At 64.2% G+C, this 20,866-nt stretch carries 20 protein-coding genes; 9 read left to right on the top strand and 11 right to left on the bottom strand.

Annotated features, from left to right (window positions below; all coding sequences use genetic code 11):
- The first annotated feature begins 26 nt into the window (after nucleotides 1-26).
- Both FN976_RS26120 and FN976_RS26125 read left to right on the top strand, forming a co-directional pair.
- Entirely contained in the window at nucleotides 27-2,060 is a 2,034-nt protein-coding gene (locus tag FN976_RS26120; RefSeq protein ID WP_145896503.1) for a M3 family metallopeptidase, read from the top strand.
- A gap of 20 nt (nucleotides 2,061-2,080) precedes the next feature.
- Nucleotides 2,081-2,752 (top strand): glutaredoxin domain-containing protein, encoded by a 672-nt coding sequence (locus FN976_RS26125; protein WP_145896505.1) that lies wholly within the window; start codon nucleotides 2,081-2,083, stop codon nucleotides 2,750-2,752.
- Here the strand turns inward: FN976_RS26125 and rpiA are convergent.
- A complete protein-coding gene (gene rpiA, locus FN976_RS26130; protein ID WP_255440855.1) occupies nucleotides 2,749-3,420 on the bottom strand; it encodes a ribose-5-phosphate isomerase RpiA in 672 nt (223 codons plus the stop codon). The genes FN976_RS26125 and rpiA overlap by 4 nt on opposite strands.
- Nucleotides 3,421-3,462: 42 nt before the next feature.
- On the opposite strand from rpiA, the gene FN976_RS26135 reads away from it, so the two are divergent.
- Nucleotides 3,463-4,542, top strand: a complete 1,080-nt coding sequence (locus FN976_RS26135; RefSeq protein WP_145896509.1) for a quinone-dependent dihydroorotate dehydrogenase — start codon at nucleotides 3,463-3,465, stop codon at nucleotides 4,540-4,542.
- On the opposite strand, the gene FN976_RS26140 is transcribed toward FN976_RS26135, so the two are convergent.
- The 6 genes from FN976_RS26140 to FN976_RS26165 all read right to left on the bottom strand — a co-directional run bounded on the left by FN976_RS26140 (nucleotide 4,487) and on the right by FN976_RS26165 (nucleotide 9,283).
- Entirely contained in the window at nucleotides 4,487-5,605 is a 1,119-nt protein-coding gene (locus FN976_RS26140) for an NAD(P)/FAD-dependent oxidoreductase (RefSeq protein ID WP_145896511.1), read from the bottom strand. The genes FN976_RS26135 and FN976_RS26140 overlap by 56 nt on opposite strands.
- On the bottom strand, nucleotides 5,605-6,456 hold the full coding sequence (locus tag FN976_RS26145; protein ID WP_145896514.1) for an N-formylglutamate amidohydrolase: 852 nt from the start codon (nucleotides 6,454-6,456) through the stop codon (nucleotides 5,605-5,607). Before FN976_RS26145 ends, FN976_RS26140 begins: the two co-directional genes overlap by 1 nt.
- 26 nt (nucleotides 6,457-6,482) lie before the next feature.
- Nucleotides 6,483-7,274: a hypothetical protein gene (locus FN976_RS26150; RefSeq protein WP_145896516.1), complete on the bottom strand. Its 792-nt coding sequence runs from the start codon at nucleotides 7,272-7,274 to the stop codon at nucleotides 6,483-6,485.
- A 207-nt stretch (nucleotides 7,275-7,481) separates the two neighbouring features.
- Nucleotides 7,482-7,673: a hypothetical protein gene (locus FN976_RS26155; protein WP_145896518.1), complete on the bottom strand. Its 192-nt coding sequence runs from the start codon at nucleotides 7,671-7,673 to the stop codon at nucleotides 7,482-7,484.
- A 107-nt stretch (nucleotides 7,674-7,780) separates the two neighbouring features.
- Complete coding sequence (locus tag FN976_RS26160) at nucleotides 7,781-8,602, bottom strand: DODA-type extradiol aromatic ring-opening family dioxygenase (RefSeq protein WP_145896520.1); 822 nt, start codon at nucleotides 8,600-8,602, stop codon at nucleotides 7,781-7,783.
- Between the two features lie 48 nt (nucleotides 8,603-8,650).
- Nucleotides 8,651-9,283, bottom strand: coding sequence for an NADPH-dependent F420 reductase (locus tag FN976_RS26165; RefSeq protein ID WP_145896522.1), 633 nt, complete (start codon nucleotides 9,281-9,283; stop codon nucleotides 8,651-8,653).
- A 120-nt stretch (nucleotides 9,284-9,403) separates the two neighbouring features.
- Here FN976_RS26165 and FN976_RS26170 point away from each other — a divergent pair, with 120 nt between their 5' ends.
- A complete protein-coding gene (locus FN976_RS26170; RefSeq protein WP_145896524.1) occupies nucleotides 9,404-10,306 on the top strand; it encodes a LysR family transcriptional regulator in 903 nt (300 codons plus the stop codon).
- 412 nt (nucleotides 10,307-10,718) lie between these two features.
- Here the strand turns inward: FN976_RS26170 and FN976_RS26175 are convergent, their stop codons facing one another.
- Nucleotides 10,719-11,336 carry a DUF8453 domain-containing protein gene (locus FN976_RS26175; RefSeq protein WP_145896526.1) on the bottom strand — a complete coding sequence of 206 codons (618 nt, stop codon included), beginning with the start codon at nucleotides 11,334-11,336 and terminating at the stop codon, nucleotides 10,719-10,721.
- A 136-nt stretch (nucleotides 11,337-11,472) separates the two neighbouring features.
- Between FN976_RS26175 and FN976_RS26180 the strand changes: the two genes are divergently transcribed.
- Nucleotides 11,473-11,697, top strand: a complete 225-nt coding sequence (locus tag FN976_RS26180) for a hypothetical protein (RefSeq protein ID WP_145896528.1) — start codon at nucleotides 11,473-11,475, stop codon at nucleotides 11,695-11,697.
- 238 nt (nucleotides 11,698-11,935) lie between these two features.
- Here the strand turns inward: FN976_RS26180 and FN976_RS26185 are convergent, their stop codons facing one another.
- On the bottom strand, nucleotides 11,936-12,655 hold the full coding sequence (locus tag FN976_RS26185; protein ID WP_145896530.1) for a hypothetical protein: 720 nt from the start codon (nucleotides 12,653-12,655) through the stop codon (nucleotides 11,936-11,938).
- A 723-nt stretch (nucleotides 12,656-13,378) separates the two neighbouring features.
- On the opposite strand from FN976_RS26185, the gene FN976_RS26190 reads away from it, so the two are divergent.
- Both FN976_RS26190 and FN976_RS26195 read left to right on the top strand, forming a co-directional pair.
- Nucleotides 13,379-13,705 carry a hypothetical protein gene (locus FN976_RS26190; RefSeq protein WP_145896532.1) on the top strand — a complete coding sequence of 109 codons (327 nt, stop codon included), beginning with the start codon at nucleotides 13,379-13,381 and terminating at the stop codon, nucleotides 13,703-13,705.
- A gap of 9 nt (nucleotides 13,706-13,714) precedes the next feature.
- Nucleotides 13,715-14,074: a hypothetical protein gene (locus FN976_RS26195; protein ID WP_145896534.1), complete on the top strand. Its 360-nt coding sequence runs from the start codon at nucleotides 13,715-13,717 to the stop codon at nucleotides 14,072-14,074.
- 7 nt (nucleotides 14,075-14,081) lie between these two features.
- On the opposite strand, the gene FN976_RS26200 is transcribed toward FN976_RS26195, so the two are convergent.
- On the bottom strand, nucleotides 14,082-14,408 hold the full coding sequence (locus FN976_RS26200) for a hypothetical protein (protein ID WP_145896536.1): 327 nt from the start codon (nucleotides 14,406-14,408) through the stop codon (nucleotides 14,082-14,084).
- 1,373 nt (nucleotides 14,409-15,781) lie between these two features.
- Between FN976_RS26200 and FN976_RS26205 the strand changes: the two genes are divergently transcribed.
- Nucleotides 15,782-16,093 carry a hypothetical protein gene (locus FN976_RS26205; protein ID WP_186511201.1) on the top strand — a complete coding sequence of 104 codons (312 nt, stop codon included), beginning with the start codon at nucleotides 15,782-15,784 and terminating at the stop codon, nucleotides 16,091-16,093.
- Nucleotides 16,094-16,661: 568 nt separating this feature from the next.
- On the opposite strand, the gene FN976_RS26210 is transcribed toward FN976_RS26205, so the two are convergent.
- Entirely contained in the window at nucleotides 16,662-18,149 is a 1,488-nt protein-coding gene (locus FN976_RS26210) for a pentapeptide repeat-containing protein (RefSeq protein ID WP_145896540.1), read from the bottom strand.
- 240 nt (nucleotides 18,150-18,389) lie between these two features.
- Between FN976_RS26210 and FN976_RS29595 the strand changes: the two genes are divergently transcribed.
- Nucleotides 18,390-19,013 (top strand): hypothetical protein, encoded by a 624-nt coding sequence (locus FN976_RS29595; protein WP_255440856.1) that lies wholly within the window; start codon nucleotides 18,390-18,392, stop codon nucleotides 19,011-19,013.
- The last annotated feature ends 1,853 nt before the right edge of the window (nucleotides 19,014-20,866 follow it).

A 20,866-nucleotide genomic window follows, 5' to 3' on the forward strand; every position in this document is an offset into this window, starting at 1 on the left:
CGCGCGCGCTGTCGCAAAATGACGGCATGAGCAATCCCCTTCTCGATTTCAACGACCTCCCGCTGTTCGACGCGGTGCGCCCGGAACACGTGGCCCCCGCCATGGACGAACTGCTGGCGCAGGCCGACCAGGCCCTGGCCACCGTGACCGCCGCGGATTTCCCCGCGCGCTGGGATGCCATGGCCAAGACGCTCGACGTGGCCACCGAACGGCTCGGCCGCGCCTGGGGGGTGGTCGGCCACCTGAACTCCGTCGCCGACACGCCCGAGCTGCGGGCGGCCTACAACGAGGCCCTGCCCCGCGTGACCGAGTTCTGGACCCGGCTGGGCGCCGACGAACGCCTGTACGCGAAGTACAAGGCCATCGCGCCGGCCGGCCTCTCGGCCGAACAGAGGCAGGCGCACAAGAATGCGCTGCGCAACTTCACGCTGTCCGGGGCCGAGTTGACGGGCGCCGCGAAGACGCGGTTCGCGGAAATCCAGGAACGGCAGGCCGAACTCAGCCAGAAGTTCAGCGAAAACGCCCTGGACGCGACCGACGCCTTCTCCTATTACGCCGACGCGGACGAACTCGACGGGGTGCCGGCGGACGTGGTCCAGGCCGCGCGAGCCGCGGCCGAAGCGGAAGGCAAGGACGGCCACAAGCTGACGCTGAAGATGCCGAGCTACCTGCCCGTCATGCAGTTCGGCCACAACCGCCCGCTGCGCGAGCGGCTGTACCGGGCCTATGTCACGCGCGCGAGCGACCAGGGCGATCCCAAGTTCGACAACAGTGCTCTCATCCGCGAGATCCTTGCCCTGCGCAAGGAAGAAGCCCAGCTGCTGGGTTATTCCAGCTTCGCCGAGGTGTCGCTCGTGCCGAAGATGGCCGAATCCCCGGCGCAGGTGATCCAGTTCCTGCGGGACCTCGCCCGCCGGGCGCGCCCGCATGCCGAAAAGGACGTCGCCGACATGCGCGCCTTCGCGGCCGAGCACCTGGGCATCGCTGCCCCACAGGCCTGGGACTGGCCGTACATCGGCGAAAAGCTGAAGGAAGCGCGTTATTCCTTCAGCGAGCAGGAGGTCAAGGAATACTTCACCGCGCCCAAGGTGCTGGCGGGCCTGTTCAAGATCATCGAGACGTTGTTCGAGGTCGCGATCCGCCGCGACTACGCTCCCGCGTGGCACCCCGCGGTGGAGTTCTATCGCATCGAACGTGAGGGGAAACTGGTCGGCCAGTTCTACCTGGACCAACCGGCCCGGACCGGCAAGCGTGGCGGGGCCTGGATGGACGACGTGCGGGCCCGCTGGCTGCGTCCGGACGACGGCCGCCTGCAGACCCCGGTGGCACACCTGGTGTGCAACTTCGCGGAAGGCGTGGAGGGCAAGCCCGCCTTGTTGACGCACGATGACGTGATCACCCTCTTCCACGAGTCCGGCCATGGTCTGCACCACATGCTCACCCAGGTGAACGAGCGCGACGTCTCCGGCATCAGCGGTGTCGAGTGGGACGCCGTCGAACTCCCCAGCCAGTTCATGGAGAACTTCTGCTGGGAATGGGGCGTCCTGAAGTACATGACGGCGCACGTCGAGACCGGCGAGCCGCTGCCCCGCGAGCTGTTCGACAAGCTGCTGGCCGCCAAGAACTTCCAGAGCGGCCTGGCCACGCTGCGCCAGATCGAGTTCGCGCTGTTCGACATGCTGGTCCACACCGACCACGATCCGCAGGCCGATTTCATGCCCCTCCTCCAGCAGGTGCGCGAGGAGGTCTCCGTGCTGCGGCCCCCGGCCTTCAGCCGGACCGCCCACACCTTCAGCCACATCTTCGCGGGCGGCTATGCCGCCGGCTACTACAGCTACAAGTGGGCCGAGGTCCTCAGCGCCGACGCCTACGCGGCTTTCGAGGAAACAGCGGGTAAAGACGGGTTGCCAAGCGTTGCGACCGGAAGAAAATACCGGCAGGCCATCCTGGAGGCCGGCGGCAGCCGGCCGGCCATGGAATCGTTCAAGGCATTTCGTGGCCGGGAACCAACGCTCGACGCACTCTTGCGTCACCAAGGCATGGCTTCGCCACAACAATAGCGGTTATGGAGGTGTTGCTGATGGTTTCTCGTCCTCGTTTCGCCATGGCGGCCCTGGTGGGGCTGCTCGCCGCCGCCAGCTTTGGCGCCGGTGCCCAGCAGGTGTACCGGATCATCGGGCCGGATGGGAAGGTCACTTTCTCGGACAAGCCGCCGCCTGCAGCCACGGCCAAGGCCGGTACCGCACCGGGCGGATCGGCCACGGCGTCCGCCGGCGGTGGTGGCAGCGGCCTGGGCGCGTTGCCGTTCGAATTGCGCAATGTCGCGACGAAGTATCCGGTGACGCTCTACACCGGGCCCGAGTGCGGGCCGTGCGTGGCGGGCCGGGGCTTCCTCGACAGCCGGGGCATCCCCTACACGGAACGGACCGTCAGCACGGCCGACGACATCGATGCATTGAAGCGCCTGGCCGGTGCGGCGCGCCTGCCGTTCCTGACCATCGGCAGCCAGCAACTGCGCGGCTTCTCCGACGCGGAATGGAGCAGCTTCCTGGACGCCGCGGGTTATCCCAAGTCGTCGCAGTTGCCTTCTGGCTTCCGCAGGCCCGCTGCCGCCCCGCTGGTGGCGGTGCAGGCGCCGCCGCAGCCAACCGCCGCGGCCGCGGGCCAGGCCGCCCAGAACGAGCCTGCTGCTGCCGCCACCACAGCGGCCCCGGCCGACCCGCCGGCCAACCCTTCGGGCATCCGCTTCTAGTAGTTCAGCGTCTGGACGCCGCCGGCCGTGCCCAACAGGCACACGGCGGCTTTCTGGTGCGCGAAGACGCCCACGGTGACCACGCCGGGCCACTGGTTCACCTCCGACTCGAAAGCCAGTGGCGAGCGGATCTGCAATCCGGTCACGTCCAGGATATGTTGGCCGTTGTCGGTCACCAGCGGGCGGCCCTCGCGCTGGCGCACCTGCGCAGCCCCGCCCAGGGCCGCGAACTTCCGGATGACCGCCTGCGTGGCCATGGGAATGACCTCCACCGGCAACGGGAAGCGTCCAAGCACCTCGACGCGCTTGGACTCGTCGGCGATGCAGATGAACCGGCGTGATTGCGCCGCGATGATCTTTTCGCGCGTCAGCGCGGCGCCCCCGCCCTTGATCATGTGGCCGGCGCCGTCGATCTCGTCGGCGCCGTCGATGTAGACAGCCAGCTCCCCGACCTCGTTGGCGTCGAAGACACGGATGCCGGCGGCCCGCAGGCGCTCGGTGGACGCGTCGGAACTGGAGACGGCCCCGGGGATGCGGTCCCGGATGCCCGCCAGGGCCTCGATGAACTTGTTCACCGTGGAGCCCGTGCCGACCCCCACGACCTCGCCCTGGACCACATATTGCAGCGCGGCCTGGCCGACCAGCGCTTTGAGTTCGTCCTGGCTCACTGCGACAATCCTTGGTTGATTTCGGAATCCAGGAATTATCGGATGTCGCTGCTGCCCTACGGCCTGGCCCGGCCCTTTCTCTTCGGGCTGGACCCGGAAACCGCCCATGAACTGACGCTGCACTCGCTGGCGCGCCTGCAGGGCACACCCCTGCAACTGGCCTACGCGAACGGTTTCGTTGCCGACCCGGTGGAGCTCGCGGGGCTGCGCTTCCCCAACCGCGTGGGCCTGGCGGCCGGCCTGGACAAGAACGCCCGCTGCATCGACGCGCTGGGGGCCATCGGCTTCGGCTTCGTGGAGGTCGGCACCGTCACCCCGCTGGCGCAGCCGGGCAACCCCAAGCCACGCATGTTCCGCCTGCCCCGGGCCAACGCGCTGATCAACCGCCTGGGCTTCAACAACGACGGGCTCGAGGCTTTCATCGGCAACGTCCAGCGCTCGAGTTTCCGCGCCAAGGGGCGCCTGCTGGGCCTGAACATCGGCAAGAACGCGGCAACCCCCATCGAGAAAGCCGCCTGCGATTACCTGGTCTGCCTGGACGGCGTGTATCCGCACGCCGACTACGTCACCATCAACATTTCCAGCCCGAACACCAGGAATCTGCGCGCGCTGCAAAGCGACGAAGCCCTCGACAGCTTGCTCGGCGCCATCGCAAGCCAGCGCGAAGCGCTCGCCCGCCAGCATGGGCGCCGGGTCCCGCTCTTCGTGAAGATCGCGCCGGACCTGGACGAGGCCCAGGTGGAAGTGATCGCGGCCACATTGCGGCGGCACGGCATGGACGGCGTCATCGCCACGAACACCACGATTTCGCGCGCAGCCATCCAAGGCATGCCACACGCCGAGGAAGCAGGCGGCCTCAGCGGCGCGCCGGTGTTCGAGGCCAGCAACCGGGTGATCGCACAGTTGCGCGCCGCCCTGGGGCCGGGTTTCCCCATCGTCGGCGTCGGCGGGATCATGAGTGCCGCCGACGCGCTGGCCAAGCTGCGCGCCGGCGCGGACGTGGTGCAGATCTACACCGGGCTGATCTATCGCGGCCCGCAACTGGTCGACGACATCGCGCGCGCCTTCAGGCGGGTGCCAGCAGCGCCAGCACATCCTCCGCGATCGCCAGTGCACTCGTGAGGCCGGGCGACTCGATGCCGAACAGGTTCACCAGCCCGGGGAAGCCATGGGCTGCGGGGCCGTCGATGCGGAAGTCCGCGGCCTTCTCGGTGGGCCCGTGGATCTTGGGGCGCACGCCGCTGTAGCTGGGAGCCAGCGCGCCGTCCGGCAGGCCCGGCCAGTAGCGGCGGACTTCGGCGTAGAAGGCGTCCGCCCGCGCCGCGTCCACGCGGTAGTCGATCTCCGAGGGGTCCTTCACATCCAGCCATTCCAGGTCGGGCCCGAACTTGGCTTGGCCGCCCAGGTCCAGCGTGAGGTGGACGCCCAGCCAGGCGTCGGCCGGCGCCGGGTAGATGAGATGGGTGAAAGGCGCCCGCCCCGCCAGCGTGTAGTAGTTGCCTTTGGCGAAGAATTCCCGCGGCACATGCGCCGCAGCCAGGCCTTCGAAATGCCGCGCCAGGGCGCAGGCATGGAGCGCGGCGGCGTTCACCACGATGCCGGCGGCGAGCTCGGTACCGTCTTCCATGCGGACCACGTGGTCCGCGCCGCCGCGGCCCAGCACCGCCCCGGCCACGGGCGAGCCCAGGGCAACGAAACCGCCGGCACGCTCCAGGTCGCCCTGCAGCGCCAACATGAAACCGTGGCTGTCCACGATGCCGGTGCTGGGCGACGCCAGCGCCGCGATGCAGCGCAGGGCTGGCTCGAGCGCCAGCGCCTGGTCCGCTTCCAGCCAGTCGACCGGCACGCCATTGGCGGCGGCCCGGTCCTGCAGGCCGCGCAGCGCCTGCACCTCCTGCGGGGAATTGGCCACGGTCAGCTTGCCGCAGCGCCGGTGGTCCACGCCGTGGCTCGCGCAGAGGGCATAGAGCAGTTCCTTGCCGCGAACGCACAGGCGCGCCTTCATCGAACCGGGGGTGTAGTAGAGCCCGGCGTGGATCACCTCGCTGTTGCGTGAACTGACGCCTTGCCCGATGGCGGCCTCCGCCTCGGCCACGATGGTTTCATGCCCGGCCTGCGCCAGGGCCCGCGCGACCGCCAGGCCGACCGCGCCGGCCCCGACGACGACGGCATCCACGCGGTCCATCAGGCCCAGGACCGGGGATCGATCACCAGCAAGTCCTCCACCATTTCGCGCAAGTGCTGGTGCAAGGTGGCGAAGTTCGCGTTGAGCTCCAGCGTCTTCTCGTCCATGTAGAGCCGGCGATTCAGCTCCACCTGGATGCTGTGCCGGTGCCGGGCTGGATCGCTGTGGCGGCGCACCAGCTCGACGCCCTTGTACGGATGGTTGTAGCCGACGGCATAGCCTTTGCCGCGCAGCCAGCCGCACAGGTGCGCGGACAAGGCGGGCGCGGCCGTGGTGCCATCGCGGTCGCCGATGACGAAATCCGCGTGCGCCAGCCCCGGGAATTCGGTGGCCTGGCTGCCGGCCACCGCCGGCATCGAATGGCAGTTCAGGTGGATGCTGTAGCCATGCCGCCGGTGCGCCGCGTCAATCGCCTCCGCCACGGCGGCGTGATAGGGCTCCCAGCACCGGGCGATGCGCTGCTGGACCTCCGCCGCCGTCAGCTTGCGGCGGTAGAGCGGGAGGCCGTCATCGGTGTAGCGCCACACGAGACCCTTGCCCAGCCGCACCTTGGAAAGCAGCACGGGGTCGGTCTCCACCGGATGGGGCCACTCGTCCTCCAGCAGGGAGACATCGATCTCCGTCGTGTTCCGGTTGACGTCCAGGTAGCTGCGCGGGAACAGCGCCTCGACCCAGGCCACGCCCAGCGCCGGCGCGAAGTCGTAGAGCTTCTCGACGTGCGTGTCCTCGGCCTGCCGGAGCAAGGCCAGATCGCAATCATGGCCAAAATCGGCCGGATAAGTGGTACCGCTGTGCGGCGAATCGAGGACCAGGGGGGCGCTGCCGGGCAGGCAGCGGATCGACGGGGACATGCCCCCATTCTGGCCCACGCGGGCGCCTACATCCAGCCGAGGACGATCTCCGACACGTCCACCCGGAACGGCCGGTCGTAGGCTTCGCAACGCGCGTTGTTGTCCTGGCACAGCACGGCAAACAGGAAGCCCGTGCCCGTGGCCGGCGCGAAATCGGCGGGCTGCTGGTAGGTCTTCCAGCCGGTGGTCTGCCCCGTCGCCTCGTTGGTGACGCGGAACATCAGCTGGGTGATCGACGCCTGCATCTCGACGAGATAGGTTGTGCCGTCCTGCAGCATCACCTGGTCGCCGGCGGCAGTGCCGATGTCGTTGCCGCCTGGGCGGCGGAAACGCTCGGCCAGGGCGCCGCCCCAGGCGCGGTGCAGGATGACGCCCAGGGCCTCGTAGGACTCCTCGCCCTCGCGGTTGGCCGTCGGGTAATAGGCGCGCAGCCCGAATGCCAGATGGTCGCCGATGCCGGTGGAAAAGAAGTCCTCGGTCCGCACGCGCAACCGCAGCGTCTGGGTCTGGCCGCTGCCGGGTGCGCAGTTCTGCGCCTGCAGGGGGCCGTGGTCCAGCACACCCTCGGGGTTCTTCCCGGTTTCCAGCGTCGAGGCCGCCGGCGGCAGCATCTTGGCCAGCGGCTCGGCGCCGAACGCGACGTAGCGGTTGGTCCTCCACTGCCCGTTGTCCTGCTCGCGCACCACGCGCACCGCGCTCGGCACCGTCGTGCATTGCACGAACTCGGAAGGGCCGCTGGCGCGTACCAGCACAGGCGGCTTGGGCGCGTCATCGTCCCCACCACCGCCGCCGCACGCGGCAAGGCCGGCGGTGATCAACGCGGCACTCCAGGCTCGCCAATGGAAACGCCACCGGGAGGTGGCGCTGGGTTGGGCAGTGGAACCATCAATCGCACCAGGTGCGGCAAGGGGCAGGTCGAGAAACGGCATCCCGGATTTTTACCTCAGGCGAACAAGGCGTGGGCCGGCTTTGCTCAGCCTTCACGTCATTTTGCACGTCAGCGCCGCCGCGGCCGCTCAGCTCGGCTACTTGGACGGAGGCACCTTCGAGCCGGCCTTGGCATTCTGGACGGCCTTCCGGTGAGCCTGGTTCAGTTGCTCCTGCATCTGGCGGCCCGCCTGGCCAGCCAACACCGTGGCGGCATGGTCGAGCTTGGTCGGCGCCCGCTTCGTGGTCGAGGGCTTGGAGGGGGGCGTTTGCGGTTTGGTCGTGGCCATGGACGGGTTGAAGAAACGTGACGCCTGAAGCATCCACCCGGCTGCTCGCACTGTCAATGCCTGCGCACAGCTCGGCCATGAGGCATCCATGGCAACAACGGGCGGTGTCAGCCTGCCAGCGCCTCCTCTTGTGGCACGGGCAGATTCACGCTCCGGCCGAACAGATAGGACTCCATGGCCAGCACACCGTGGCGGATGCCCCCATCCAGCACGGTCACAGGCGTCGCCGAGCGGGCCGCCCCGGCCGCGAGGAGCAACGGCAGGAAGTGCTCGTGGGTCGGATGCGCGCGTGCCGCGTGAGGCGCAAGTTCCAGCGTTCGCAACAGGCGCCCGAAATCAGCTTGCAGCACGGCCTGCCGGACCCACCGCGAGAATTCGCGCGCGTACGCCGCCTCAGCCACCTCGCCCGTGCGGAACTCGTAGAGGTTGTGCGTCAAGCTGCCGGAACCGATGACGAGCACCCCTTCATCCGCCAGCGGGGCCAGTGCCTGGCCGAGTGCAAAGGCGCTTTGCGCGTTGGATGACAACGGAAGCGAAACCTGCACCACCGGCACGTCGGCTTCCGGAAACAGGTGCATCAGCGGCACCCAGGCACCGTGGTCCAAACCCCGGCGCCCATTGAGCGTTGCAGGGATGTCCTTGAATCCCAGAACTTCCACGGTTCGCGCCGCGAGTTCCGGCGCCCCGGGCGCCGGATATTGGATCTGGTACAGGGCGCGTGGGAACCCGCCGAAATCATGGATGGTTTCCGGCGCGGGCGAAGAGGTGACTTCGACGCCGGCAGTCATCCAGTGCGGCGACACGATCACGATGCCGCGCGGCTTCGCCAGGGTTCGCCCCAAGGCACCAAGTTGCGACCCGGCCAGCCCAGGTTCGATCGCGAACGTGGGTGCACCGTGCGAAATGAACATGGATGGCAGCGTCGACATGGTGATCTCCTTTGAATGCTTGAGGTTCTGCTTGCGCCCGGCTGGCCTTCAGGCCGCCTTGCGAATCCACGTGGGCGCGATCCCCGTGCCCAGACCGGCGCCGTAGCCCAGGTAGATGTTCAGGCCGGCCAACGGCTCCAGGTAGCGCGCGTTCTTCAGGCCCCCCGCATCGACCACGTCGAAGCCGGCGCTCTGGGCGAGCACCTTGACCGTCTCCTTGGCCGCTGCGTCGTCGGAAGCCAGGAACACCGGCACCTTGTTGCCGCTGCCGAAGTCGGGGCCTTCCGCGAGCACGGTCGCGAACACCGTGTTGAACGCCTTGACCACCCTGGCTTGCGGCACGGCAGCGGCGATGGTTTCAGCGGCACTCGTGTCGTGGCCGAGGGTGAGGCTCATGTAGTCGGCCGACAGCGGATTGGTGATGTCGATGACTGTCTTGCCCGACACGTCGCCCACGCCACGGAGCGCGGCGACGGCGTCGGCATAGCCCGTGGCGAGCACGATCGCGTCCTGCCCGCTCGCGGCGCCGGCACTGCTGACCGCCTTTGCGCCGAACTTGCCGGCGACCTCTTGCGCCTTGGCCGCGTCGCGCCCTGTCACGGTGACATGGTGGCCCGCCGCGGTGAACTGCTTGATGAATCCCGAGCCCATGTTGCCGGTGCCGATGACGAGAACTTTCATGATGATTTCCTCTTGGTTGAGTGCTCCGTCGGTGTGGCGGGGCATGGATTCAACTTTATTGGATCAACAATCATTGATAAATAGACTTTAATGAGATTATTTGTCTCTTAAACTTGAACAATGGACAGATTCCAGGAGATGCGCGTTTTCGCCGCTGTGGTGGACTCCGGCAGTTTCGTACGCGCCGCCGACGAGCTGTCGATGTCCAAGGCCGCTGTGTCCCGGTACGTGTCCGAACTCGAGGCGAGGCTGGGCGCGCGGCTCTTGCATCGGACGACGCGCAAGCTTTCACTCACCGGCGAAGGTGAACTCTTTCTTGCACGCAGCCGCGACATCCTCGCCAGTCTCGAGGAGGCGGAAGCCGAACTGACCACGCGCAGCGGCCACGCCAGTGGGCTGCTCAAGGTCAACGTGCCACTCAGCTTCGGCATCCGGCATCTGGCGCCGTTGTGGCCGCGGTTCATGGCGCAGCACCCCGGCGTGACCGTCCACGCCAGCCTGGGGGACCGGGTCGTCGACCTGCTGGAGGAAGGTTTCGACCTCGCCATCCGGATCGCCCGCCTGCCGGACTCGACCCTCGTTTCCCGGCGTCTCGCCAGCACCCGGCTGGTCCTCTGCGCGGCGCCCGCTTATATCGCGGGGCGCGGCGCACCGGCTCACCCGTCGGAGCTGCCCGGCCACGATGTCATCGGCTACACGCTGCTGGCGGGAGGCGACACCTGGGACTTCCAGGGGCCCGATGGTGCCATCCAAGTGACGCTGGCACCCCGCCTGCGGTCGAACAACGGCGATACCTGCGTCGAGGCCGCGCTGCGCGCAGCCGGCATCGTCCTGCAGCCGACATTCCTGATCGCGGACCATCTCCGCGCCGGCACCCTCGTGGAGCTGCTACCCGGCTACAGCTCCATCGAGCTGGACATCTACGCCGTCTACCCGACCAAGAAGTTCGTGCCGCACAAGGTGCGCGCACTGGTGGAATTCCTCGCGGCGGAGTTCGTGCGGCCAGGCTGGCAAGGCGCGTGATCGAGGCACGCGGAAATGAAAACGGCACCTGAAGGTGCCGTCAATCGTCGAACCGTTGGTGGGCGATACATGGATCGAACATGTGACCCCTGCCGTGTGAAGGCGTCGCGAGCAGCGAACGAGGCACAAAGGTACCACAAACAAGCCGCAACAGTGATGTGCTCCTTCGGCCCGGAGGGGCTCACATATCGGACTGACACCCGCATGAATGCTATGGCTCGCCCAGGTCGGTAGTCAAGGAACCAGCAAACATATCAACAACTCTGCTCGCTGGCGCTTTTCCGCACACGTCAACCAGACGAGCATTGCCACCGTCCGCTTCCGACTGACCAAGGATGCTCCTCAGGCACGGGTTCGATGGCCAATGTTCGCAATTGCAAAAAAAAGGGGTAATCCGCAGGCGTCGTCGCGATCAATCAGCAAAGTTGCCTTTGGCCATGCCAATGAACACTTGCGACCCGCTCAGCTCGTAGCGATAGGTGGTTCGGTGAGTCCTGTTGAAGACATCGCGGTACACGATTTCGCCCCATAGGTAGTAGGCTGAAGGTGAAGCGCCCATCGCATCTTCGACAAGGGCCTGATTCACTGACATTAGCTGCTCGTTGAACTGGCCCGGGCCGAGCGTTTGATGATCATGTAAGGTCTCAACTCCCTGGGGCTGGACCCATTCCTGATGCACCGCGTTCGCCCTGTCTGCGAGGTGAAGAACACCTGCCCATGCCCGGATGTTGATGGCGGGTGTTGCTCCATAGTTGTGAAACACGAGGCGTACGACGTTGCCCTTCTGCTGGTGGTGCACGGGCTCGACGAGGCCAGGCAGGATATACGCGCGAAGCTGCGCCTGGGTCATGGAGGCGTTATCGACGGCCTGTTTGTGGCCCTTAAGACCCAGGTACAGGGCAACGATCACTGCAAGTAGAGTGCCGACTGCCGTTGCAATGTCCCACTTGTCCTTCTGACTATCCAGCGGGAGCAGTGAGCCAATAAAGATGAAGAAAGTGCCTTGAAGCGCAAAGATAAAGGGGCCCATGCGCCATTTTCGCGCTGCCACGCTCTTCCGTCATACTTTTCCTTGACGTGACCGGCGAAGCACGTCAGTGAGATGGTGAGTGTCGATCGTTGGACAATGCGAGGTCCACCACAACATTGCGAACGGGAGGGACGCCATGGACCGGACTGAGCGAGCAGCCCTGCGCGCGAAGATGCGATTCGACGTGCGGCAGCGTGCCGTGGCGACCTTCGTTGCGGAAATTTCGGAAGTTGCCGAACGGAGAGTGAGAGTGGATTTGGCAAAGCACACACTGCCGGACCTGCACCCAGCAATGTCGGATATGGTCATTGCTGAGTGGACCGAAGCAGTCGAGGAGTTGCTTCTCGAACTGAAGCTCTAAGCCCTGACGGCAGACTGGCGTGCATTACGTAGCGCTTCACGCCGGCCAGCCGCCGCTCCATTGCTGCTTTGCGCGTCACTTTGGGCCGCGCTGCTGACGGGCCCCGACCGAGCCGCCGTGTGACACTTGCGCGCGATTCCGTAGATGCCGGAATCCAGGGCTTGTTTCGAAGAAGCGCTGTGCCTGGGAGTGCCGGTTTTGGATCTTCATCCCCGTTTCTTCCTCGCAGGTCGCCGGCCTATCGGATAGTGATGGTCTTCATCAGGTCGGAGTTGCAACTCGCAAATTGCTGGACGGCAGAATCGCTGCGCTCGCGAACTATCCGCGCGCCGTCCATCTTCGAATTCACAACTGTCAGGTCAATAGGCAACTGAACGTCTTGCTGCCCGGGCGCCCGGTTGAATCCGACGACGAACGTCTTGCCTTCGGTTATCGATCGCAGCACCGCCAGGATCGCCTCGTCCAGCGCCTCACCAACGAACAGGGCAAATTCTGGCCGATCAGCCGGCCCGCGGATAGGCTTCGTCGGCGAAGAGTTCGCATCAGGTGCCCGCACAAAGGCATTCGCAGGAGCCGTCCGGGTGCCCGGCGGCAGTCCATCGACCACCCCGAGCTTGAGCATGTAGGCGAGGCCCACTTTTTCGTGCGGTCGCAAGTAGAAAGAGCCGACTACGCGAACCATTCCACCCAATTTGGTCGAGTGGTCCGTGCCTACCGCGGCGAATTCGAGACCGCACGCCTTTAGCTGCCCATCGGCGGTTTCTCGGTGTGGCGCCACATAGAGGGTTCCCTTGAGGATGGCCGCTAGGTCGGTCTCCTGGTTCGATGGCTGTGCGCCCGATGCCAGCGGAAGCAGAAAGAGAATCGCCGTGAGCTTGCACCACCACATCCGGGAACGGTAGCACAAGGCGAGCGGCACGCCCACCCCGCTGATACGTCCCGCGCTATGCTGCCCCATGGCCGAAGCGCTCGCCTTCGCGAACCCTCTGCCCGCCCCGCAGCCGGCGAACGCACCGCTGGTGACGCGCTGGATCTACGGCGCTGGCGCGATCGAGCGCGTGCACGCCGCCCTGATGCTGCCCCAGCGCGCGCCAGCACCTAGACAACCTGGTGCGGGGCGCGGATCTGCATCGTGTTCCCGGAGGCGTCGAGGACGCCCAGCGAAAAGCAGGCGTGGTCCCGCCACGGCTACCGACGGTAGACGCCTGCTGACACCCGCCCACGAGCAGGTGCTAGACACTGCTCCCCTGTCCCGTGATCCTTCCCGACCCGACGTTGCTGATCGAGAGCAAGCCATCGCGCATAGTTTTTATAGACCCGTCTTGCTGAGCGTCACTTCGTCCGAGTTATCCAACACTTCCCGGGTTGTGGGACGAATATCAATTGCGCCGATTCGCTTGCTACTAAGGAGAAGCGACATTTGAGCCATAAATGCTTGCGGGTCGCCTGCCAACTAGTGCAATAGGAAGGGGGCGCCGAGAGCCGCTGGGATTTCCACGCACTACGGGACCGGGGCCGAGGGGCCCTCACAGGCAGATCGGGCCTGCCCTCGCATGGTGGCACCCCGTTAGCTCGCAAAGTAAACCCTGCGCCATGCCAGGGAGTGTACTGTACGTTTTCACAGTGTCTATCGAAGTCCTGGAAAGCCTCATGCCGTACCCCTATTTCGTCGCGCTCGTCGATGCGCCGGCCCTCATCGACCGCCAAGGTCGAAGCCGAAGGTCGCTATGCAAAGGCACTGGAGAATGCATTCCGCGGCCCGGACGGCGTGGCCGCCGCATTCAAGGCGTGGAGCGGCGCGCTGGACACTGCGCCGGAGGACCTGGACGCCGACACGATGGGCCTTGCCGCCCGCTGGCACCGCGTGGCCGAGCAGGCCCGCCAGGAGGGCATGCGCTCCCTGGCGGAGGCACCCGGCGCGCACTTCGAGGTACGGCTACCGAGCGGCGGCATTTTGCTCGCCAACACCCCTGGCAGGGCTGCGAGCGACCAGGGCCTGCCGGCGTGATGCGAGACCATGTACGTGAAGGTCTTGCTCGGGTATCGGGATGGCGCTCGCCAGCCCGGGAACGGTGCGGATGCGCCTCTGTTCGGCAACATGGTGTCCCACGCGGTACAGCGCATGGACACGCTGGAGCTGCGGCCCTACGACTTCCCATTGAGCGCCCGTCAGAGCAATAACACCACCCGCGTCCTTGCGCGTCTCTGGCGACCGCTATTCAGTGGCGTCATGCAGATCGAGATGGCCTACACCGGCCTGGAGCTCGTGGAGCGCGGCGGCCGGCGCTTCTGGTTTGCGCAGCGGTGGCTGTGTGAGCCGACTTCCTATGCATGGATCAAGAAGGAACTAGAAGACCGCAGGGCTAGATCAAGATGACTGGGACTCACGCGTATTCCTCAAGTTGCTTCAATAGCGGCGTGCTGAACCAGGTGTTGTTCGCGACCTGCTTCTCAACAATCTGCCGATATTTTTCCGGCGGAGGTGCTGGCTGAAATAGATCGTGGCGTCGCTGATTGCACCATCTGTGCGCTGCAGCGATATTGCCTCGATGCGTGCCACCGTCGCACAGTGCCTGGAGGTGTTCCGCTGTGCACTCCAATGGACTTGCGTCGCCGACTGGAAGCATGGGGAGAGTGCAGTAGCAGCAGTAGCCGCCTTGATTTTTGCAAGCGTGGTCACGTTCGCGCGCGATCGTCTTTGATGACGTCATGTCGTTCTCCAACAGAGTTGCAGTCCAAGAAAGGATTGCGTCCCTGCGAATTACTCGACATGGGCGCGCCGGGGGGATTGCCCACCGCCGGAAAGCGCTGGCTGATGCAAGCGCCCGTGACCGCCCAGCGGCCACCGGATTCAATGTTAAACCGGACCATCAGGCGAAGTCAAAGGCGGCCTGGGAAATAGCGCACAGAATCCGCGCGCGCTGCTTCATCGCCCGAGCGCGGCGCCTGCCAGCACCATGCAAGGAATGAACACAGTGCCCGTTACCCCAACTGCCCGCAGGTTCCGCTGCGAGTTCGACCGCCCGCACTTCGAGATGCGTCAGTGCGTGCGCAGGGCGCGCCAGCGGCCGCATGGCGGGTGTCGAGGTCGCGTACTTGGCGCTGGCAGACTGGCTCGCGCTTGTGGCCGAATCGGAGCGGAGGTAACCGCCGTGGCGCTCCCTACCGCCCCGGGCCTCTACGACTTCCTGGACGCCGTCGGCGGCCCGGCGCAGTTGCTCCACGTACGCGATTCCGATGGAGTGTTGCTCGCGCGCTCCCCGGGCTGAGTGACGATGAGGTGCCGCTTACCGACCTCATGGGCGAGTTTCGTCTCACAGCGAAGGCCTCGCCAAGAGAAGCGACCCAGGCTAGATAGCCGCCGTCATCGCAGTAATGATGGATGACGCCACGGCGTTTCTGCGGTAGAACCGGTCTCCTTACAAGAGGAGCCGGTATGCGAGGAGCTGCTTTCGTGTTCGCCAGCGCAGGCATTGCTCTCTTTTCCATGGATGGCTACGCGCAGTCAGCTGAGTCCACCATTTCTCGCTTGCCGGACACACCCGACTGCACCGCTTTCCGTCAGAGAAGTTGGCCCCTCGCTCGGCAAACCGAGCAGGGAGGCCCGACTGTGCTGGGCTTGCTGTCATCGGTCGTCGAGCGTGGTTCCAGATCTGACTATTGCCCCGGAGGCCCTTACGCAGTTAATACCGATCGGGAAGCACAGAGACAGATCTGGCGAAGGTATTACGAAACAGAACCGGGTTCGACCCAGAACAATGGGTACGAGTCGTGGCTCTACTTCGCCAAGATGTGCATGGCCGACATGTGCGACGCATCTCGTCGTTCTATTGCGCAGCAGGCAGCCCCCCAGGCTCCCGCACCTTCAGCAACGCCTGCAACACCGCTGCAACCCAATGCCGCGCCACGCGCTGCTCGCCAAGGGATGGGCGTGTCGCAAGAGGCGCGTGCGCCGTCCCGCGGAGACTCGCCCGTAAGAGAACGGACAGCACCCCGTCGCGTGCAAGCAGACCGCCAGTCTCGCGTTGGGTACATCACCGCAATGTTGGATGTGGCGGGCCAACTCGGGAACGATGGCGCATGCGTGAGGCGCAGCAAGCGCGAGTACTTCGAAGCCCCCAGCCAGGTCACAGGAGTCAGCGTGCGCATCTATGCAGAATGGGGGCTGGCGTTTTCGGACTGCATCCTGGAGGCTGGAGTCACGGTGAAGAACAACACAAAGTTGGTCGTCACAGCAGAGCTCGAAGCATGTAGCGTGGACGAACGCAAGCTCCCCGGATCGTTCGGCTTCGCCACGGTCCGCTCCGGCGACAAGCAGCAGTCAATGGGAGGAAGCTTCGTGACGCCCGAGAGGCCGAAGCGGATCAGTTGCACTTATAGAATCGCGGTGTACTGAGCCCATCGGCACCGTGTCTGCATAGTGCTGATCGACGAGTGCCCTGGCGGCCGTTTTGGCGCATCGGTGCCGAGTCAAAGGCTTTCTTGAGCAGTGCGAGGTCATCCCGAATCTCCATCGCCTTCGCGCTCGGCGGCGATGGCATCAGCGAGAGAGGGGTGCCTGGTTTTGGCGGTGATCATGTGGCGAGGATGCGGGTTCGCGCAGCGGTACAAGTACGCGATTTGCTTAGGTTGTGAGCAGCACTTCGCTTCTTGACCCGGGCGGCAGCAGCGCCAAGCCAAGCGGTCCAACCGGAGAAGTGGCGCAACAAGCGGCGGCGATAGCACATGAGATGCGCAAATCTGCGCAGGATGGGTGGGGTGGCGCCTGCAGCTTCTGATCGCCTGACCGGCTTGGACTACACAGGTTGTACTATGACAACCAATAGGCCACCGCGACGGCCCACGGTAGGGCCAGAATCCACTCAGCAGCCGTTGTAGTTCTTCCGCCCCTCGAGCGTGATGGTGTTCGTGCCGTCTGCTGCACATGGCGACTTTGCCAGTTGCCCCGGCAGTTGATGGCCCACCTATTTGGATTCCATCCGAAATAGTATGCAACTGCTGATGTATTCCCGTTCTTTAAAGGCCGCGCGGAGACCCTCAATCGGGCCGTGACGTTTATCCGGCACGTCCCGTTCAGCAGCAGCGATCGCAGCTTGAAACGCAAGCACCGCGGGCAACCGGGCGTTGCAAGGCTCGCGTGCTACCCACAGATGATGAGCTTCAAGGGCAGCGTTCGGCAAATGCGCAAGCATTTCCGCATACGTCGTTCGTTCCTTTAGCAAATAGAACTCTGCGTATTCCTTCGGCTGCCAGCGTCCCGGGTTGATAACAGCCATCTCTTCTCTCACCTCATTCTCAATCACAAAAACCCCGGGCTTCTTTAGGTCCCCGGCAACCCTTTCCAAAATGCCGCCCGCAAGATTCGCCCCACGTACTGCCATAATTTCGAAGGTTGAAGTCGACTTCGACCTGAGCACCGCCTGATGGTTCGGAATGCTGCTAGCCGGCCACGTGAGAACCTCCCGCAACTCCTCTGAAGTGGGCAAAATGGCCCCAGATAAATCTGACCACTGCAAATTAATACGGGAGAGGTTGCTATTTCTGAGGTTCGAGCGGCTAAGGTTGATTTTTCCTAGATCCTTGTAGCCCTCACCGCGCCCACGAAGAGTCACTCCCCGCAAATCAGCTTGTGAAAAGTCGAACTCATGCCGTTCGAAAGGGAAGTCAGCAGCCAGCAACACTGCCAGCAACTGTCCTCTTTCTGGGCTGAAGCGCATAGGTTTGACTCCACCACCGCTCGACACGCTTCCGGCAGGCTGGCGAATTTCTTCATTCCAACGGTTGACATCCTCATCCACGGTGTACGGTTGTGTCGCGTGGATCAACGTTTGGATTCGACCGAGAAGGTCGCCATTGAGCGTCCAGTTTCCCTTCGAGTCACGACTCTTTTGAATTGCCTCAAGCAAACTTGGAAGCTGCGCAGCGAACACTTGTGATATTCGAGTCGCGGCCGCCTCTTGGATCTGCTGCTCTAGCAGCTTGTTCTGAAGGTCCATTCGGTCGACCTGACGGTGCGCTGCCACGACAGCGGCCATTGAAATCACCGATCCAACAATCGCAATGGCAATGCCCATCGACGCGGCTGCACCAAAATATGCAAGAGCAAGCGTACTTCCCTGTTTGAGCTTGTCGCCCGCTTGATCAGCGATCTCGTCAAGTGATCGTGCTTCTTCCTCCGCCAGCGGCTTTCCATTGCGGAACACCGTGGCCATTGCCTGCAGCGCCATGCGGACACCACCGCGATAGGCTTCCGCGTCTCCAACACTGCGTTGCATGAGGCCAACCAAAGCGGTACGGGCGAAGAAGAACAGAGCAAACGCTCCGAACCCCGCAGCGATGCCAACCACTGCAGCTTTTTCATAGACGAAAGTGCTGGCGTTCAATGCGAGCAGAGTGGCACCCGTGCCCACTACAAACCCACTCGCGATCAGCGCGATAAATTGCAGCCACACTCTTACCTGGTTGGCTTTGGCTATGTGGTCTTCAGGCTGTGACGACACGGCCCCCCTTCGACGCCCGCAAGAGCGTAGTGACGATTATCAATTTCAGCATCCCGAATAGTTCTTTCGCCCAGATTTGGTGATGGTGTAGGTGCCGCCGCGCGGCCCTCGGTAGCATCCAGGAGGCAACTGACCCTGGTTCTGGCCAGTCTTCTTGTTGGTATGGCAGCCTTCGGCGTTAAGGCCTCCGCCATGGGCATGCACACCGCCAGAGGCGTGCAACAAGCCGGCGATCAGAAGTCGCTTCATGACGCCCTCCTCGTGGCGGATGATGGTCTTCCTCGTCAGGCCGCACAAGCGGCTGAACCCACCTCCTCGACTTCCCTGCCCCATATTGGCTACGCACAAACCCTGACGTTGTCGCGACGGATGGAGAGGTCGGGCCGAACCCCGGGGCGTAACCTTGTGGTGCTGTCCGAGCCGCGCGGTTCGCGGGTATTCCGTTGGAGACCACCCATGAGACTTGCAATAGCCGCCGCCCTACTGACGGCATCAATGGGGGCGCAGGCATCCTGCTTCGGCAGCGGCAGCTTCCAAACCTGCACCGACAGCTCCGGCAACAACTACAACGTCCAGAGGTACGGCAACACCACCAACGTGCAGGGGTACAACCCCAGCGCTGGAAGCAACTGGAACCAGAGCAGCCAGACCTACGGGAACACAACCTTCCACAACGGTACTGCGGCGAACGGAATTAGCTGGAATGGAACGACGCAGACGTACGGGAACACTCAGTTCTCCAACGGCACCGACAGCCGCGGGAACAGCTACAACCGAACCTGCCAGCGCATCGGCAACCAGACCTTCTGCAATTAGACTGGCTGTGGGAAATGTGCGCTCTTGGGTTCGATGGCTGCTGGTCGAACCGCGGTACCTGTGGCTCACATTCGCCGGCCTTTGTGCCGCCCTAATGGTTCCTGTCTTGCTAGGCGGGTCGGAGCGCAGCATCCGATTGAGCGGAATGTTCCTTCAGTTGGCCGGAATCTGCACAATCGTGATCGGCATTCATTCAACGCGGAAGTTCTTCGGCCTAACCCCTGTTCGCGACCACATCGCTTCTTGGTGGCGCAGAGCGCCGTTCAGGCGTCCCAAGCCCATTGTTGGTCACATGCACGCCACACTACCCATCGTTGCCATGGGGCGGGGAAGCGCCTACAGCGTGCATCGGATAGACCACTCAGCCCCTGTTGACAACCGCATCAGGGATCTAGACCGCAATATCACGCTCTTACACGAGCGCATTACGAGCCTCCACTCACACGCGGACCGCGAGCACGAGGAACTTGCGGGCCATGTCTCGGCCCAGGCCGCTAGCTTGGATAGCCTTCGCGAAACCGTTAACCGCAATTTGGAGCGATTTGGCACGAGCGGCCTTAACATATCTGCGATCGGCGCAAGTTGGTTGTTCCTTGGATCGATCTTGGGGTGCGCTAGTCCGGAACTCGCGGATCTGCTCCAGCGCGTCCGATCCGTTTGATTCGCCCCGTCCCGCCGAAACTATCGGCCGAGAAACAACGCCGAAGTGCAGACGCCAGCGATGCAGAACCACGCGCGCCATGTCCAGCGCGCTGGCCGCCATGCTGCGTCGGTTGCGGCCAGCAAGTCGAACACCACCCCCCTGACGAAGTCGGCGACTGTGCCCCGGGGCTGTAGCCTCGCCGAGTTCAGCATGTCCCCCATGGCCTGCACAACGTGATCCTGCTGGAGCGGCACCAAGCCACCAGCCCGCGCGAAGCTTCGGAAGTCGGACCGCTCGCGCTCAAGCAGCGCTATTGCTTTCGGTGAACTGGCCAGCAACAACCAGGCAACTCCTCGGACCCCGCTGTCAATCCTGCCTTCAGCATCTGGTTCTCGACAGCGACCTTCGCAAGCCGCTCCGTCACCACATTCACCGTTACCCGCTCGAGCTCCAGTGCCGCAATCCTCTCGTGCATAGAGGTCAGCACGGAAAATGGGTCCGCGACTGGCGCCTCAGTCGGGCAACCTGCGCTGGAAGCCGCTGGCGGGTCTTGCTGATCTTCCTGCATCGCTCACTCCAGTTCGGCCAAGGCGGCCTCATGGAGCACGACCGGAAAGAGCCGATGAGTGCACGGCCCTTCCGTGTCCTCGCAGTGGCACCAGAAGCAAGGCGCCGCTTCGACCTCTTTGGCTGCTTCGAGGACCGCAATTCTCTTTTTCCAGGCTCATGCTGAAATCTCCTTCGCGCCGGCCAGTTCGCTTGCGCTGTAGCACTCGAACAGCAACGCGACGTTCGTGGGCCCACATTCGACTTCCGCGCTTGCCCGCCGCAGGCAGTCTGCGCCAGTCTCTCCCTCGCGCAGTCCCCACGACTGCCCGGACTTGATGGCTTGGTAGCCGTTCCCCGAATCTGTTTATGAGAATGGCCTCGAAGGTAGGCGCAGCGGGCGGCGACAGCGCTACCCTCCTTTTTTCGGGCCATTGCCACCAATTTCACCCCGATCGGCTCGCTCCACGGATCGCCAGCGTGACCACTGCCGAATCAAGGCAACGACCTACCGACTCTTGATGTCTGCTTTCGACGGATTCTGTTGAAAAACTCTCCGGTGCCGCCTAGATTTGCGCGAACCAAATGCGGGGGTGCTGACGATGATGGGAAGCCAAGGCGGAGCGCAGGATCGGCTGTTCTACTCGTTCAACCTTGAAGACCA

Source organism: Caenimonas sedimenti (assembly GCF_007833165.1).
In the GTDB taxonomy this organism is placed as follows: Bacteria; Pseudomonadota; Gammaproteobacteria; order Burkholderiales; family Burkholderiaceae_C; genus Ramlibacter; species Ramlibacter sedimenti.